This window comes from Tardiphaga sp. P9-11 (assembly GCF_008329525.1).
GTDB lineage: Bacteria > Pseudomonadota > Alphaproteobacteria > Rhizobiales > Xanthobacteraceae > Tardiphaga.
This window is the reverse complement of record NZ_NPKQ01000007.1, coordinates 33,795-49,835: the sequence shown is the minus strand read 5'-3', so window position 1 is coordinate 49,835 and position 16,041 is coordinate 33,795. Positions and strand designations below refer to the sequence as shown.

Here is a 16,041-nt window from a genome sequence, read left to right as displayed (position 1 = left end):
TTATGCACGTTACGGCATGGGAGCAACGCCGCGCTCCCGCCGCAATATTTGACTTGTTAGGGCTTATATCGAATCCGAACCTCGGCCAATGATGAAAGACCTGCAACTGCAGCCAAAAAGGGCTGCATCTCGATTGTTCTCGAAGCTGACCACGCTGCTGACCGCGGCGGCGCTGACGCTGACGCCAATGGCGGTCCATGCGCAGCAAGGCGACGCTCCGCGCCTGCTGCGCGATGCCGAGATCGAACAATTGTTGCGCGATTACACCCGGCCGATCCTGCGCGCCGCAGGGCTAGAAAAGCAGAACATCCAGATCGTCATCATCAATAATGCCAGCTTCAACGCCTTCGTCGCCGACGGCCGACGCATCTTCGTCAATCACGGCGCGCTGATGCAGTCACAGACGCCGAACCAGCTGATCGGCGTGCTCGCCCACGAAACCGGCCATCTCGCCGGTGGTCATCTGTCGAAGTTGCGCGAGCGCATGGCGCAGGCGCAGACCCAGATGATCGTGGCGATGCTGCTCGGCGTCGGCGCCATGGCCGCCGGCGCGCGCGGCGGCAATTCCAACGGCGCCGCCGGCAATATTGGTGCGGCAGCGGTCGCCGCGCCGCAAGCGATGATGATGAATACGATGCTGTCCTATCAGCGACAGCAGGAAGAGAATGCCGACCGCGCCGGTGTGAAATTCCTGAACCAGACCGGTCAGTCGTCCAAGGGCATGTACGAGACCTTCCAGCGCTTCGGCACTGACAGCCTATTCGCGGCGCGCGGCGCAGACCCATACATGATGTCACATCCGATGCCGCGGGAGCGCGTTGCCGCCCTCGAAGAACTCGCGAAGTCGAGCCCCTATTGGGACAAGAAGGATGATCCAGCGCTGCAACTGCGCCACGATCTGATGCGGGCCAAGACCGCCGGCTTTATGGAGCAGCGCGACACGGTATTGCGGCGCTACCCGCCATCCGACACCAGCCTGCCCGCGCAATATGCCCGCGCCATCGCCACCTATCGGCATGGCGATCTGCGTTTGGCCGTTGAGCAGATTGATGCGCTGATCAAGGCACAACCGAACAACCCATATTTCTACGAGTTGCGTGGCCAGGCGCTTCTGGAAGGCGGCAAACCCAATGAGGCGATCGCGCCGCTGCGCCGCGCGGTACAGCTCTCGAACAACGCGCCATTGATCGAGATGATGCTCGGCCAGGCGCTCGTTGCATCCGACAACAAGGCCTATACCGACGAGGCGATCCGCATCCTGCGTGCTGCAGTCGCGCGCGAGAACGAAGCGCCCGTCGGCTATATGCAGCTCGCCATGGCCTATGGCCGCAAGGGCGACTATGCCGAGGCCGACCTCGCCTCCGCCCAAGCGGCATTTCTACGCGGCGACAACAAGACCGCCCGCGACCTGGCGTCGCGCGCCAAGGCACGCTTTGCGGTGGGCACGCCCGGCTGGGTGAAGGCCGATGACATCATCGTCGCGAAAATGCCGGGCAAGAACTAGCGCGGCCCCGCTGCAATGTTCTGCAACAAATGGCGGCTGATCCGCAATCTTTGGAAATGGTGCTGACAATTTGTCTCTGTACGCAGTGTCCCTGACTATTTGGGGACATCTCTATGCGCGTGAACGCCGTCAACCTCGTGTTGAAACTGATATGCCTGCACGCTTTGACAGCATCTGTCGCAGGATGCGCCACGGCGCAGCTGGAGACATCAGGGTCTCTCGCCTCGTATAACGACCTCGCGCCGGCCGACGGCGTCACCACCAAATCCAAGATGCGCGTCGACAAGGCCGGCGTGCTGGCGGCCAGGAGCGTCAGCATCATACCGACTTCCTTCTCTCATGCCGCATTACGAGCCGCTCTCACCGACAAGCAGCGTCGCGTCATTGCGAATGCGGTCGACCGCTCCGTCTGTATCGGACTGAGCGACCGCTTCAATGTGGTCCCATCCGGGCAACCCGCCGACCTGACGGTGCATGTCACCGTGACGCGTGTGACGGTCACCGATCCGAATGTCGCTGGAGCCGCGAAGGTTGCCTCCGCTGCACCTATGTTCATCAGCGCCGGCTTTCCTATTGTCGTGCCCCGTATCCCGTACGGCATGGGTGGGCTCTCGGTCGAGGCGGAAGCCCGCGACGTGCAGGGCCAGCAGAAGGCGGCATTCGTCTGGGCCCGCGATGCCGACATGCTGACCAGCACGCCGCGCGTTGCCGCGTCCGGGGACGCCTACGATCTGGCGGGCGAGTTCGGCGCGGATTTCAGCAAGCTTCTGATGACCGGCGAAAATCCATTCGACAAGAAGCTGTCCATGCCCAGCATGCAGCGCGTGAATTCAGCCTTCGGGGGAAAACCCAAATACGCGGCCTGCGATGCTTTCGGGCGCACCGGCGTGCCAGCCTTCATCGGCGGGAAGATGGGAGCACCTCCCGAGTGGAACGACGATGCGATGCCGGTGACGGAATGACCGGACATGCATGACAGTGATTACCCTCCCTCCGCCCGAGACAGCTATGCTACGACATCTGTTGCCGAGTTGACCGAACAATCGCCTGGAGCCAGGTGCCGCCCAATGCAGAGCACGCCTCACATCCTCATCGTCGACGACGATCTTGCAATACGAAAACTGTTGGGACGCTATCTGACCGAACAAGGCTACCGCGTATCCATCGCCTCCGACCAGCGAACGATGAAGGAAGCGCTGCAGACCAACCAGGTCAGCCTGATCGTTCTCGATGTCCTGCTCCCCGATGGGTCGGGGCTCGATATTTGCCGCGATCTTCGGCGGGAGGGCTCCGAGATACCCGTCATCCTGCTGACTGCGCTAAAGGAGGATGTCGACCGGATCATCGGCCTGGAAATCGGCGCGGATGACTATCTCGGCAAGCCATTCAATCCGCGCGAGTTGCTCGCCCGCATCCGCGCGGTGCTTCGCCGCAAGGTGACGCAGGATATCCAGCTCTCCCAGGTGCTCGAACATCACTTCGGCAAATTTAAACTCCATCCCGGCGCGCGGCAGTTGCTGGACGAAAACGGGCAGCCGTTCGATCTCACGACAGCTGAATTTGAGCTGTTGCTCGTGCTCGTCAGACGGCCGGGTCGCCTGCTCTCGCGTGATCAACTGATCGAACTGACGAACCGCAGCTCCGACGACGTGTTCGATCGCTCGATCGACGTGTTGATGAGCCGGTTACGCAAGAAGCTTGGCGACAATGACGATTTCCAGTTGATCAAAACCGTGCGCAACGGCGGTTACATTTTCTCGGCACGCGTTGAAACCATTGGCGTGGACTCATGAACTCGATACGCATTCGATTTTCCTTGATGCTGGTAGGCTCGGTCCTTTGTGTGGTGATCCTGGCCAGCGCAGTGATGTCGCAGATGATTCTCGCGCTGGTCGAAAAGGATTTCCGCGACGGATTGACGTCTCGCGTCGCTGCATTTTCCAACAGCATCACCTTTCGCGGAAACGATGCAATCTTTCATCTTCAGCCGGCGCCCATCGAGGGTAAGCTTCTGGAAGCGCCGACGAAGGTTCTGCAGGAAGCATTTCAGAAATCGCAAGCCAATTTCGACATTTTCGTCAAGCAATCGCCGGACGGCCAACGATGGGCGTCTATCAAAATGGGCCCCGGCTGGCTGAGCTGGCCCATACGTGAGCACGCGCCGCCTCCTGAAGTATGGTGGGGCCTCGCAGGCTGGATGGTACTGATCACGGTTGGCGTCATCGGAGTCGCTCTTACGGTCGCCCATCAGACGACGAACCAGCTTAAATTGCTGCAGAGCATGGCGATGTCCGTTGGCAAGAACGGCGTGCTGCCCGTGCTCAAAGAAGAGGGCTCTATTGAAATCAAGGCAACCGCTCAGGCACTGAACATGATGGGCGCCAGTCTGAAAAAAGCGATGGACAGCAAGATTAGACTTGTGGCTGCGGCGGGGCACGATTTGCGGACACCCATGACGCGCATGCGTCTGCGCGCCGAATTTCTCAACGAACGAGAGCGTGAGGAGTGGCTGCATGATCTCGATGAAATGGATCACATTGCCGACAGCGCAATCCAGCTCGTTCGGGAAGAGACCGTCGGAAAAGGCACCGAACACGTCAGACTCAACGAACTCGTCGGGGACGTTTGTGCCGAACTCACCCTGATCAAGATGCGGGTGACAGTTGCCGAACTCGATCACAGCAGCGTCAAGATCTCACCACTCGCGCTCAAGCGCGCCCTGCGCAATCTCATCATCAATGCTGCGACCCATGGCGGCGGCGCCATAGTGAGCCTGCGCGTTCAAGATTGTCGCGCTGTCGTCCTGATCGACGACAACGGCCCCGGGATTCCTGAACAATTCCTGGACAGCGCATTCGAGCCGTTCTTTCGGGTCGATCCGGCACGGCGCCAGTCAATCCCCGGCGCCGGGTTGGGCCTTGCCATCGCCAAGGAAATCGTCGAGCGGCAGGGTGGCACGCTTGAGATCGAGAACCGGCTGCCGCATGGCTTGAGGCAAACTTTGACGTTCGAGATGGACATCGCGATCGCGTCGTCGGCTGCAGCCTGAACGGACGCGCGCGCTCAGCCGGACCACAGGATCATCACGATCCCGAAGACCAGCAATGGATAATAGGCGATTTCCATGCTCAGAAACGCGAGGTCGCTGGCGCGGGACCAGAGGCGACGAACGGACCTCCTCATTCGGGAACGTTCCAAGGCTGCTGTGAGGGCCATGCGACACATCTAACTACCCTGCCCCCTCAAGCCCTCGAGGTTTGACCGAAAACCGCGCATCGAGACACCTTTGGCGCGGCCGTAGGCGTAGAGCTCCCTCATATAATCGGTATCGAAATTGGTTGGATCGCTCGTGGTGAGCTTGCCCGCGTCGATGGCCGTTGCTTTGAAATCCCAGTTGTTGCGTTTGCAGAAATCGTATGTGGCGATCATCGCATTACGCGTATTGGCCTTCACCGAGGTCTGAAACGAGCGCGCCACGATCGGAAGCGTCAGATCCGATGTATAGGAGGCGTCGGGCGACAGCTTGCCGTTGACGATCACGAAGACCCGAGACTTCGTAGCCAACAATCCCGCATGGGCCGTCAACACGCTTTCCGGCACAGCCAGGATATTCGACGTCACGCCGCCATCGACATGCATCTCGGAATACATATTTCCGCCGGACTCGACAGCGATCAGAGCTGGCGGGAAAATCCCGGGGATAGCGGCTGACGCAGCGAGAACATTCCGGAATAGCTCATAGCGGCCTGGACTATCGCTGCTTGCGATCTCCCCCATATTCCAGAGCGTCGTGCCTTGGGTGTCGAGGTTCGTGGTGGCCACGATGAGCATCTTGCCTTTGCGATATCGTGCTCCGACCGCATCGATGATCCGATCGTCGGCATATTTCGAGATGAGGTCTTTCATCGGCCCCGCCTTGAAGACGCCCGATCCGACAACGGCATTGATCCCCGCGATGCGCATCAGATTCTCAGTCGCGCCGCTGGTGAAGATCGCTTCGAGACGGCCGTCATAGCCCGGGCCGAGAAACGCGAATGGCGCAATCAGGGCGCCAACGCTGGAGCCGGTGACGATATCGAACTCGGGGCGCAGCCCGGAGTCGGACCAGCCTTTCAGGAATCCTGCACCATAGGAGCCGTCGGCGCCGCCGCCTGACAGGGCAAGAATGGTGAGCGGCGTGGCACCGCGCCGCGATCCCGCAAAGATGCGATAGCCATCGTCTGGCGATATCCTGGCCAACGGGATCTGCGGGATCGTCGCCCGCGCGCTTGCGATCAGCGGCGCGCGTGGCAGCGACGCACAGGCCGATAGCAGCAGCGCCGCGCAAATCATGGGAAGCGTTGCGCGAGGCATCACGCGAACTCTGAAACGATCAAAGTGAAATTTGAAGATCTGGCCATACGGGTTTCCATCTCCGGAAACTCTTACACGGCTGATTTGCCATTTGTTTGCGCGTTTATTTCACAATATTGCCCGCGGACTGCAGACCGAACGCCTCTACGCCACCCGCGCGTCCTCGAATGGGAAGATGGCCGAGTGCAGAGACCGCCGAGCCGCGATCTCACCCTTATGGTGAGGAGCGCGCATGTTTGCTTCCGTTGAGCCCTAGGCACGCAGCTTGTGGCCATCCTTCGAGACGGTGCCAAAAAAGCGCCTCGGAATGAGAGCCTAAACTTCGGGCCATTTCCATCCCCTTCACCTGGACGGATCGTCGCCCGGCACGAACCGGATCATGACCTGACATTAGACATGGCCAGGCTGCCCGCCTGCAGATCAATGCGGCGGCCTCACGGAGGCCCTGCCGTCCACACCGATATGACCTTCATCATTTTGCAACCACTATCGGCTTCTCGCCGCCAGTAGTCAGGTTCCGTTAACGGAACTGGCTGCATTTAAGGAAAATGGATGCTCTCATCGCGTCCGCGGGGAGACCAATGCAGCTTTCGGATCACGAAACCGCACATAGCGGCATCATGCGCATGCAGAACTCGCGGTCATGAGCACGACGACTATCTTCTGGTTCACGCTCGCCAACTTCCTGTCGTCGGGGCTGGTCTGGGCCTATGTGGCGCGCTGCTATTCGAACTTCGTTCCGGCACGCTACTGGAGCGCAGCCTCGCTGTGCGCATCTTGCGGCCCTGCTCTTGGCCTGCTGTTTCCCAATCCCATCGGCTTGCTCGTCGCAGCTCAGATGACAGTTCTCGCCTACTGCCTTTCGGCGGTCGGCATCCGCCGCTTTTACGACAGACCAACATCCTGGATCGCCACCGTTCTGGTCATTGCCGCGAGCCTCGCGGGTTTCCTGTTCTTCAGACTGGTCGTCGACGACTATGCGATGCGCATTGTCGTCTATTCGCTAAGTCAGGGCATTCCCGTAGCGCTGACGCTGACGCTGCTGCTGTCGCGAGATCATCGGCGCAGCAATCATGGCGCACGAATGGCCGGCTACCTCTCGATTCTCTTGCTTGTCGCTTTTGGCTGCCGCGCGATCGCCGCACTGCTTCATCTGGGCGGCAGCGAGACGACCATGGTGACGGTCGATGCGGTACAGGCCGGCTTCATGCTGGTAGCGGCATTCCTCGCCATGACATGGAATTACGGACTGCTGATGATGGCGATCGACCGCCTGCGCGGCGACGCGGCCGAACTGGCGCTGATCGACGATCTGACCGGCGCCGGCAATCGCCGCCGCCTGTTGCAACGGATGGACGAGGAATGTGCGATGGCTCGGCGGACCGCACGGCCATACGCACTGCTGGCGATCGACCTCGATGGCTTCAAGGCGGTCAATGATGGTTTCGGTCACAGCGCCGGCGACGACTGCCTGAAGCAATTCGCCCAAGCGGCGCAAGATCAGTTGCGCCCCGGCGATACGCTGGCCCGATGCGGCGGCGACGAGTTCTGCATCGTGCTGCCCGACACCAACCTGCAGCAGGCCGGCGAGGTCGCGCGGCGCGTGCTGGCGGCCTGCCCGCGACAATTTGGCAATGCCGGACGCACCGTGGGGACCTTATCCGCCTCCATCGGCGTCGCACAGTGGTCCTCCGACCTCATCGCCTCCCCCGAACGGTTGATGGCGGCTGCCGATCACGCCCTGTATCAGGCCAAACACAGCGGCAAGAACCGGGTCGTGCTCTATGAGCCTGCACCGCCGCTGGTACCGATCTTCGATGACGAGATTGGAAGCGCTCCATTGCCGGCACCGCATGCCCTCACCGCAATGATCGGGCCGGATCACCACCATTCCGGATTCTGAGACCTGCGGCACCATGATGAATTGCGCGTGACCACCTTCACAAATAACGCGTATTTTGCCCTCAAAATGCTAAGCAGCTTCCCGAATGACACGTGGCTTTCTGACTCGGCCTTTTCCAAAGGATAATTTGCCCATGCCTTCGTTCCGTTTTCTCGCCTCCGCCGGCCCGGCCCTGGCTTTGGCCCTCGCGCTGTGTGGCGCGCCCACGGTCGTATCAGCGCAGACATTCAATGACGCCCAGCGCGGCGAGATCCAAAAGATCATCAAGGACTACCTGATCACCCATCCGGAAATTCTCGAAGAAGTCTCGGCCGAGCTGACCAAGCGTCAGGCGCAAGCTGAAGCCGAGAAGCACCAGGCTGCGATCGCCGCGAACGCCAACACCATTTTCAACTCACCGCGCGGAGTCGTCGTCGGCAACAAGGACGGCGACGTCACCTTCGTCGAGTTCTTTGATTACAATTGCGGCTACTGCAAGCGCGCCATGGACGACATGGTCGGCATCATGAAGAACGATCCGAAGCTCAAGGTCGTGCTGAAGGAATTCCCGGTGCTCGGGCCCGGCTCGGTCGAGGCCGCCCAGGTGGCGGTTGCCGTGCGCATGCAGGACCCGACCGGCAAGAAGTATCTCGACTTCCACCAGAAGCTGCTGAGCGGCCGCGGCCAGGCCGACAAGGCCCGCGCCATGGCAGCAGCCAAGGACGCAGGTCTCGATGTCGCCAAGCTGGAAAAGGACATGACCAGCCCGGAAGTGCGCGCCACCATCGAAGAGAACTTCAAGCTCGCGGAGTCGATGGGCATGAACGGCACGCCGAGCTACGTGATCGGCAAGCAGGTGATCATCGGTGCCGTTGGCGCAGACGCGCTGAAGGAGAAGATCAACCAGGCGCGCTGCGGCAAGGCGCTCTGTTCGTAAACACAGACACCAGCAGGGTGATTGATACCGTCGCCCACGCCGACACGAACATATCGGAAATATGACAGACCGGCTGCATTGCAGCCGGTTTTTTATTTATCTTTGGGTAGCGGTCAAAGCGGCTGAATGCCATCTGTGATAGGGTAACCAATCCCCAACGGTAAAAGGATGCAGCGGACACCCGCCTAAGTTCCCAATGTTGACCGATACCAAACAGGAGCAGCGGCTCCTGAAGATTTCGATTTACGTGACGCTTCTCATTTCATTTGCCAGCATCGCTTTCGGGCTCGCCATCAGTTCGCGCGCCATCGCCTTCGACGGCTTTTACACGCTGATCGACGCAGCCATGACCGGCGTTGCATTGCTGACCGCACGACTGATCAGCAGAGGCGAAGACGACCGCTTCCAGTATGGCTACTGGCATCTTGAACCGATCCTCGCGCTGATCAACGGCACGGTGCTTAGCTTCGCCTGCGCCTATGCCTTCATCGACGGACTTAACGGACTGATCACCGGCGGGCGCGCCATCGAATTCGGCCCCGGCGCTATCTTCGCCGCAGTGGCGGGCGCCATCAGCTTCGGCATGAGTATCTATATCCGCCGCTCGGCTGGCGAACATGGCTCGCAACTCCTTGATCTCGACGCGCGCGCTTGGCTGATGGGCGGCGTACTCAGTCTCGCGGTCTGTATCAGTTTCGTGCTTGGTGCTGTGCTGAAGACGACGCCGGCCGCGACCTATGCGCCACTGGTCGATCCGCTGATCCTGCTGGTGGTGGCGATCTGCCTGCTGCCGTTTCCGCTCTCGACGATCTGGAACGCCGGCCGCGACATCCTGCAAGTCGCACCGAGCGATCTCGATGAGGAGGTTCGCGAGCTCGCGCAGTCGATCGCGCACAAGCATGGCTTCAGCGACTTCAGCTCGCATGTGATGCGCTCCGGCCGCCAGCAATTCATCGAGATCGGCCTAGTCGCACCCTCAGGCGAGATCAGCAAAACCTTCGCCGAACTCGATGCCATCCGTGCCGAGATTGCCCTGGCCATGGGTGGTCTTAGTCCCGGCTATTGGCTCACGGTGGACTTCACCGCCGACAAGCGCTGGGTGTAAGTCACCTCAGCGCCTTGCGCTTGGCACGCGAGACAAGAGCTCCGGCGAGTAACAGGACGAATACCGCGCCAAGCGCAATCACGCCGGCGCGGAGCCGGCCGCCGGGACGATCGATGTAGAGCGAGCGTAGCGATGGAGACTCACCATTGCGTGCCAGACGAAATGCCACAACGCTGTCGCCAATCGACGTGCCGGATTCCGAATGACCACCGGCGGCGATGACCACATACTGCTCTCCACCCACGGCGTAAGTCATCGGATTGGCGACGCCCGGCACCGGTAGCCGCCCCTGCCAGAGTTCAGCGCCGGTCTTCGCATCATAGGCACGCAGGTAGGCATCCATGGCGCCGGTGAAGATCACGCCGCCGCGCGTGGCCAGCAAGCCGTTGACCAGCGGCGTGCCGGTGGCCAGTGCGAGACCCAGCGGCGCGATGTCCTCGGTCGTGCCGACACTTGATTCCCAAAGCACTTTGCCCGCCTTGAGATCCACCGCGACCATCGCGCCCCAGGGCGGCTTGTTGCAGGGCATGCCAAGCGGCGACGTCACAAGCGCCCGCGTCATGGCAAAGGGCGCACCGCGCTGCGCGCCAAAATCCGTGCCGGCCGGCGGCTTGTAGTTCTGCGCCTCGACGCGTGGGATCAGGGTAACCCGATGCACGGCGCGGCTCGTATTGGCGTAGAGCACCTGCCTGACGGGATCGAAGGCAACACCGCCCCAATTGACGCCCCCGCCGGTCATCGGAAACAGCAGCGTGCCGGCGCCTGTCGCAGGCGGTGTATAGAGGCCTTCGTTGCGTCCACTGGCAAGTTCATCCCGGCACTTGCCGCGATCCCAGAATGTTACGCCGAACGCGTCATCCGGCGTTACGCGTTGCGGCACCAACGTCGGAAGATGCGTCGGAAACGGCTGCGTCGGCGACAGCGCTTCGCCCTCGACGCCGCCTTGCGGAACGGCCCTCTCCTCCACCGGCCAGACCGGCTCTCCGGTGGCGCGATCCAGCACGAACAGGAACCCCTGCTTGGTGGCCTGGATCACGACGTCGCGGGGACCGCTTGCAAGATCGATGCGGGCCAGCGTCGGCTGCGCCGGCATGTCATAATCCCAGACATCGTGATGCACGGCCTGGAACGACCAGACCATTTCGCCGGTCTCGATCTTCAGCGCGACGACCGAATCGGCGTGGGCATTATTGCCAAGCCGCTTGCCACCCCAGAAATCCGGACTGGGTGACGACGTCGGCAGGAACAACAATCCGCGTTCATCATCTGTCGACATCGGCGCCCAGACGTTGGCGTGCCCGGATTCGATGCCGTCATGGATCAGCGGATCCCACGACCATCGCGGTGCGCCGCTGCGTGCATCGAAGGCACGGACGGTGCCTTTCGGTGCGGCCACGCGCCGATTGTCAGCAAATGAAGAACCGACAACGACAACATCGCGGCCGACCACCGGCGGCGACGTGATCTGGAACTCGCCGGGGCCATCGAGTCGCATTCCAGGATCGAGCTTCACTTCGCCCTGCGCGCCGAAGTCGGTACACGGCAATCCCGTCGCTGCATCCAGCGCAATGACACGGGCATCGTTGGTACCCATGAAGATGCGGCTGCGACAGGCCGCGCCGAATGCTGCGCGATCATCACGCCAATAGGTCACACCGCGGCAAACCCAGCGGTTGGCGGGGCGCACATCTGGCGCGACGCGCGGATCGAAACGCCACTTCTGCTGGCCACTGGCGGGGTCGAGCGCGATCACCTCGTTGAACGGCGTGCAAAAGATCAGGCTGTTGTCGACGAATAACGGCGTCGCTTCGAATTTGGTGCGCGCCATCTGCGCAGGTGTCCGACGCAGGAGATCGTCAGTCTGAAAACGCCAGGCCTCGATCAGGCGACCGACATTATCGGAGGAGATCTGCTCAAGCGGCGCAAAGCGGGAGCCGCCACGGTCGGCGCCCCAATGCTCCCATCCAAGAGCAGGTGCTACCGACAGGACTACGAGCGCCAGGATGCCGCCAATCCAGTTCCTCATCGAAGCACAGCTCCGCAGCTATCGACTAACAGGACCTGATGGTAGTCGTTGCACCCGCGCTGTCCATGTCGAACTCACAGCAAAAAGGCCGACTGCGTAACAGTCGGCCTTTTTGAAACCTGATCAATATTACAGCAATAGTTACGCGATGTCCTCGACTGTCGTCTCGCCGTCATCCGGGCGATGTTCAAAACGCCATAGCTTGTTTGCCGTATTCTCCAGCACGCCGGCGACAAAGTCCGATACCGAATTCTCGATCGGCGCCGCTTCCGCGATCTTCTCAACGATCATCCCCACAAAGGCTGACATCGCATTTTCCTTATTCGATGAGGCAATGCACGTGCTGCGATTTGGTTCCGGCTGAGACCTTCTTCATTCCATTTCTGACTTAGGAACATCCCCAACGGTGGTGGATTGCCTTTTACGGAGGAGGAGAAAGAGCAATGCCAAAATATCATTTCGAGATTGTCGATGGTTTCCGGCTTGAGGATCCCGTAGGTCTGGATTGTAGCGATGACACGCAAGCCAGGGATGTGGCGAAGAATATTGCTCATCAAATTGGAGTTGATATCGCAGGGGACACTGAGAGGAAGGTCGTCGTCATCGATGAGAACGGCGCTGAAGTCTACAAGACAAAGATCAAGTCCTGACGCAGCATGACGTGCACTTATAACAAAAGCAATGGAACTACACTTTCTCAGGAACATCCCTCCACTAGTGCCGTTGTACGGCGGGCAATGCATCGCGAGGAGAACTAAGATGAACAACCGTTTATTGATGAGCGTCGCCGCCGCAGCACTGATTGCAGGTTCGGGTTTCGCTAGCGCGCAAAATCCAGGTGGCGCAGGAGCCGCAACGTCGGGTGGTGGCACCGGAGGTGCCGGAATGACCCGTGAGGCGCCGGCGGGCGGCGCTGCGCGTAGCGGCGCAACGAGTGCGCCCGCAGGCGGTGCCTCTGCCGACCGCGCCGCGCCGATGGAACGCAGTGCACCTGTCAACAAGGACGAAGCGACCGACACCACCAACAAGTCCGAGCAGAAGCCGGCGGTGAAGTCTACGCAGTCCGACGACAAGATGCAGCGTGACGACAAGCGTGCAACCGACTCGACCCGTGACAGCGGAAAAGCCAGCAAGGACATGAAGGCCGATTCCAAGGCTGGCGATACGAAGTCGGGTGCAGACACCAAGTCGACATCGACGGAGACCAAGTCGACCACCACCACCGGTCAGGCCGGTGCGGGCGCCAAGCTCACCACCGAGCAGCGCACCAAGGTGACGAGTGTGATCAAGCAGCAGAACATCCAGCCCGTGACCAATGTGAACTTCTCGATCTCGGTCGGCACCCGCGTGCCGCGTGAAGTCCGCTTCCACCCGCTTCCGGCTGAGATCATCACCGTCTATCCGGATTGGCGCGGCTATGAGTTCTTTCTGGTTCGCAACGAGATCATCGTCGTGAACCCGCGGACACTCGAAATCGTCGCGGTGCTCGACGCCTAAGGCCGCACATCTGATGTGACGCCCGGGCGGGCTCGAAAGGGTCCGCCCGTTTGCTATCCAGTACCCTCCACCCCCGTCCTGAGTCTGCAGATTGCCGGAAATGGCGCCAGCGGCTTTAACCTTGGTTAATAAGCGTTTTCCATAGGTTCCACCGGGCTTTTTATGAATTGGGTGAGGTATTTGGCTGGGGGAACCCGAGGTCTAGAGGCTTCCCCTCAGCGGTTTGGTTACCTATAACCCCCGGCAGAACGGCGCCCGCGCGCGCCCATTGCTGACACGCCCGGGATGTCCGATGGCCAACACCACGACCAACACCATCTACGTGCTCAACGGCCCTAACCTGAACCTGCTCGGAATCCGCGAGCCCGAGACCTATGGCCACGCAACCCTGGCCGATGTCGAGAAGTTGTGCGCAGCCGCCGCCGCGCAATATGGTCTGACCGCAGATTGCCGGCAGTCCAATAGCGAGAGCGAGCTCATCGGCTATATCCATGAGGCCCGCGAAAAACACGTGGCCGGCATCGTGATCAATGGCGGCGCTTACTCGCACACCTCGATCGCCTTGCACGACGCCATCGTCGGCGTGCGCATTCCCACCGTGGAAGTGCATGTCAGCAACGTCTACACCCGCGAGAGTTTTCGCCATCATTCCTTCATTGCCAAGGCGGCCTTTGCCAGCCTGTGCGGTTTCGGTATCGAAGGCTATCGCCTTGCCATCAGCGGCCTCGCCGCCAAAATCGGCGCCAACGCCATCGCGTGATGCGCCCGCCTCGCTCTTTGAATTCGTCTTTCACTTCAGACATTGGATTGCCCATGGCCCGCAAGCCTGACGACACACAGACCGCAACGCCGAAAGCCAGCAACGATAGCGGCATGATCCGCGAACTGGCGCTGCTGCTGGACGAAACCAACCTCACCGAGATCGAGGTCGAACGCGCCGGTCTGCGCGTGCGCGTCGCGCGTAATATCAGCGTCGCTGCCGCTGTACCCGCATATGCACCTGCTCCCGCTGCAGGCCCCGCTCCTGTTGCTGCGGCGGCTGCTGCCGCACCGGCCGCCGATATGGCCAAGCATCCAGGCGCCGTGCCCTCTCCGATGGTCGGCACCGTCTATCGTGCGCCAGAGCCCGGCAAGCCGGCCTTCATCGAAGTAGGCACCAAGGTTGCTGCCGGCCAGACGCTGGTTATCATCGAGGCGATGAAGACCATGAACCAGATTCCGGCGCCGCGTGCCGGTACCGTGACCCAGATCCTGGTTGAAGACGGTTCGCCGGTCGAATACGGCGAAGCACTCGTCATCATCGAGTAATCTAGAACTTATCTCTGACTCCGGAACGCCATGTTCGAGAAAATCCTGATCGCCAACCGCGGCGAGATCGCATTGCGCATCCTGCGGGCCTGCAAGGAGCTCGGCATCGCGACCGTGGCCGTGCATTCGACCGCGGACGCCGACGCCATGCATGTGCGCCTTGCAGACGAGAGCGTGTGCATCGGCCCGCCGGCATCGAAAGACAGCTACCTCAACATCCCGTCGCTGCTCGCCGCCTGCGAGATCACGGGCGCGGATGCGGTGCATCCCGGGTATGGCTTCCTGTCGGAGAACGCACGTTTCGCTGAAATCCTCGCCGACCATAATCTGCAGTTCATCGGCCCCAAGGCCGAGCATATCCGCCTGATGGGCGACAAGATCGAAGCCAAGAAAACGGCAAAGCGCCTCGGAATTCCCGTGGTACCTGGCTCGGATGGCGGCGTCGGCCCCGAAGATGATGCCATTGCGATCGCCCGCAAGATCGGTTTCCCGGTGCTCGTCAAGGCAGCCGCCGGCGGCGGCGGCCGCGGCATGAAGGTCGCGCAGACCGAAGCCGATCTGTTGATGGCGCTGTCCACTGCCTCGAACGAGGCCAAGGCCGCGTTCGGCGATGCATCGGTCTATCTCGAAAAGTACCTTCAGAAGCCGCGCCACATCGAAATTCAGGTACTCGGCGATGGCCGTGGCGGCGCGCTGCATCTCGGCGAGCGCGACTGCTCACTGCAGCGCCGCCACCAGAAGGTCTGGGAAGAAGGCCCCTCGCCAATCCTGTCACCTGAAGCGCGCGCCAGGATCGGCGGCATCTGCGCCAAGGCCATGCAGGACATGCAGTATCTCGGCGTCGGCACCATCGAATTCCTGTACGAGGACGGCGAGTTCTATTTCATCGAAATGAACACCCGTATCCAGGTTGAACATCCCGTCACCGAGATGATCACCGACATCGATTTGGTTCTGGAACAGATCCGCATCGCTGCTGGCGGCGATCTGCCCTGCACCCAGGACGAGGTAAACATCATTGGCCACTCCATCGAGTGCCGCATCAATGCTGAAAACCCGGAGACTTTCCGGCCTTCGCCCGGCACGATCACGCAATATCACGCGCCCGGCGGCCTCGGCGTCCGCATCGATTCCGCGGTCTATCAGGGCTACCGGATCCCGCCTTATTACGACTCGCTGGTGGGCAAGCTGATCGTTCACGGCAAGAACCGGCCGGAATGCCTGATGCGGCTGCGCCGGGCGCTGGATGAGATCGTGGTCGACGGTGTCGAGACCACCTTGCCGCTATTCCGGGCGCTGGCGCGGGAAAGCGATATCATCGAGGGTGATTACCACATTCACTGGCTGGAGCAGTATCTGGCCGGCAAGGCCGCCAAAACCTGATTTTCGCTTCGGATGGAACCAATCGCCCTTCGCCACGTTGTCCTGT

15 protein-coding genes are annotated in these 16,041 nt (G+C 60.9%); 12 read left to right on the top strand and 3 right to left on the bottom strand.

Annotated elements, in window-relative coordinates:
* The first annotated feature begins 91 nt into the window (after positions 1–91).
* The 4 genes from CIW50_RS21075 (at position 92) to CIW50_RS21060 (ending at position 4,553) form a co-directional block, all read left to right on the top strand.
* Complete coding sequence (locus CIW50_RS21075; RefSeq protein ID WP_502707523.1) at positions 92–1,504, top strand: M48 family metalloprotease; 1,413 nt, start codon at positions 92–94, stop codon at positions 1,502–1,504.
* Positions 1,505–1,617: 113 nt separating this feature from the next.
* Entirely contained in the window at positions 1,618–2,466 is an 849-nt protein-coding gene (locus CIW50_RS21070) for a DUF3313 family protein (protein ID WP_149533149.1), read from the top strand.
* 105 nt (positions 2,467–2,571) lie between these two features.
* Positions 2,572–3,297 carry a response regulator gene (locus CIW50_RS21065; RefSeq protein WP_149533319.1) on the top strand — a complete coding sequence of 242 codons (726 nt, stop codon included), beginning with the start codon at positions 2,572–2,574 and terminating at the stop codon, positions 3,295–3,297.
* An 83-nt stretch (positions 3,298–3,380) separates the two neighbouring features.
* Entirely contained in the window at positions 3,381–4,553 is a 1,173-nt protein-coding gene (locus CIW50_RS21060) for an ATP-binding protein (RefSeq protein ID WP_172980409.1), read from the top strand.
* 176 nt (positions 4,554–4,729) lie between these two features.
* Here CIW50_RS21060 and CIW50_RS21055 read toward each other — a convergent pair whose 3' ends face one another.
* The gene (locus CIW50_RS21055; RefSeq protein WP_149533147.1) at positions 4,730–5,857 is read right to left on the bottom strand and encodes a patatin-like phospholipase family protein; all 1,128 of its coding nucleotides are present in this window, start codon (positions 5,855–5,857) and stop codon (positions 4,730–4,732) included.
* Positions 5,858–6,500: 643 nt separating this feature from the next.
* Here CIW50_RS21055 and CIW50_RS21050 point away from each other — a divergent pair.
* The 3 genes from CIW50_RS21050 to CIW50_RS21040 all read left to right on the top strand — a co-directional run bounded on the left by CIW50_RS21050 (position 6,501) and on the right by CIW50_RS21040 (position 9,781).
* On the top strand, positions 6,501–7,760 hold the full coding sequence (locus CIW50_RS21050; RefSeq protein WP_149533146.1) for a GGDEF domain-containing protein: 1,260 nt from the start codon (positions 6,501–6,503) through the stop codon (positions 7,758–7,760).
* Positions 7,761–7,893: 133 nt separating this feature from the next.
* Positions 7,894–8,676: a DsbA family protein gene (locus CIW50_RS21045; RefSeq protein ID WP_149533145.1), complete on the top strand. Its 783-nt coding sequence runs from the start codon at positions 7,894–7,896 to the stop codon at positions 8,674–8,676.
* A gap of 196 nt (positions 8,677–8,872) precedes the next feature.
* Complete coding sequence (locus tag CIW50_RS21040; RefSeq protein ID WP_149533144.1) at positions 8,873–9,781, top strand: cation diffusion facilitator family transporter; 909 nt, start codon at positions 8,873–8,875, stop codon at positions 9,779–9,781.
* A gap of 1 nt (position 9,782) precedes the next feature.
* On the opposite strand, the gene CIW50_RS21035 is transcribed toward CIW50_RS21040, so the two are convergent.
* Positions 9,783–11,807 carry a pyrroloquinoline quinone-dependent dehydrogenase gene (locus CIW50_RS21035; protein WP_149533143.1) on the bottom strand — a complete coding sequence of 675 codons (2,025 nt, stop codon included), beginning with the start codon at positions 11,805–11,807 and terminating at the stop codon, positions 9,783–9,785.
* Positions 11,808–11,948: 141 nt separating this feature from the next.
* Positions 11,949–12,116: a hypothetical protein gene (locus CIW50_RS29140; protein ID WP_172980408.1), complete on the bottom strand. Its 168-nt coding sequence runs from the start codon at positions 12,114–12,116 to the stop codon at positions 11,949–11,951.
* A 134-nt stretch (positions 12,117–12,250) separates the two neighbouring features.
* Here CIW50_RS29140 and CIW50_RS21030 point away from each other — a divergent pair, with 134 nt between their 5' ends.
* The 5 genes from CIW50_RS21030 to accC all read left to right on the top strand — a co-directional run bounded on the left by CIW50_RS21030 (position 12,251) and on the right by accC (position 15,995).
* Complete coding sequence (locus tag CIW50_RS21030) at positions 12,251–12,457, top strand: DUF6894 family protein (protein WP_149533142.1); 207 nt, start codon at positions 12,251–12,253, stop codon at positions 12,455–12,457.
* 109 nt (positions 12,458–12,566) lie between these two features.
* Positions 12,567–13,304, top strand: coding sequence for a DUF1236 domain-containing protein (locus tag CIW50_RS21025; protein WP_149533141.1), 738 nt, complete (start codon positions 12,567–12,569; stop codon positions 13,302–13,304).
* Positions 13,305–13,596: 292 nt separating this feature from the next.
* On the top strand, positions 13,597–14,064 hold the full coding sequence (gene aroQ, locus CIW50_RS21020; RefSeq protein WP_149533140.1) for a type II 3-dehydroquinate dehydratase: 468 nt from the start codon (positions 13,597–13,599) through the stop codon (positions 14,062–14,064).
* Positions 14,065–14,117: 53 nt separating this feature from the next.
* Positions 14,118–14,612, top strand: coding sequence for an acetyl-CoA carboxylase biotin carboxyl carrier protein (accB, locus tag CIW50_RS21015; protein ID WP_149533139.1), 495 nt, complete (start codon positions 14,118–14,120; stop codon positions 14,610–14,612).
* A 30-nt stretch (positions 14,613–14,642) separates the two neighbouring features.
* On the top strand, positions 14,643–15,995 hold the full coding sequence (gene accC, locus CIW50_RS21010) for an acetyl-CoA carboxylase biotin carboxylase subunit (protein ID WP_149533138.1): 1,353 nt from the start codon (positions 14,643–14,645) through the stop codon (positions 15,993–15,995).
* The last annotated feature ends 46 nt before the right edge of the window (positions 15,996–16,041 follow it).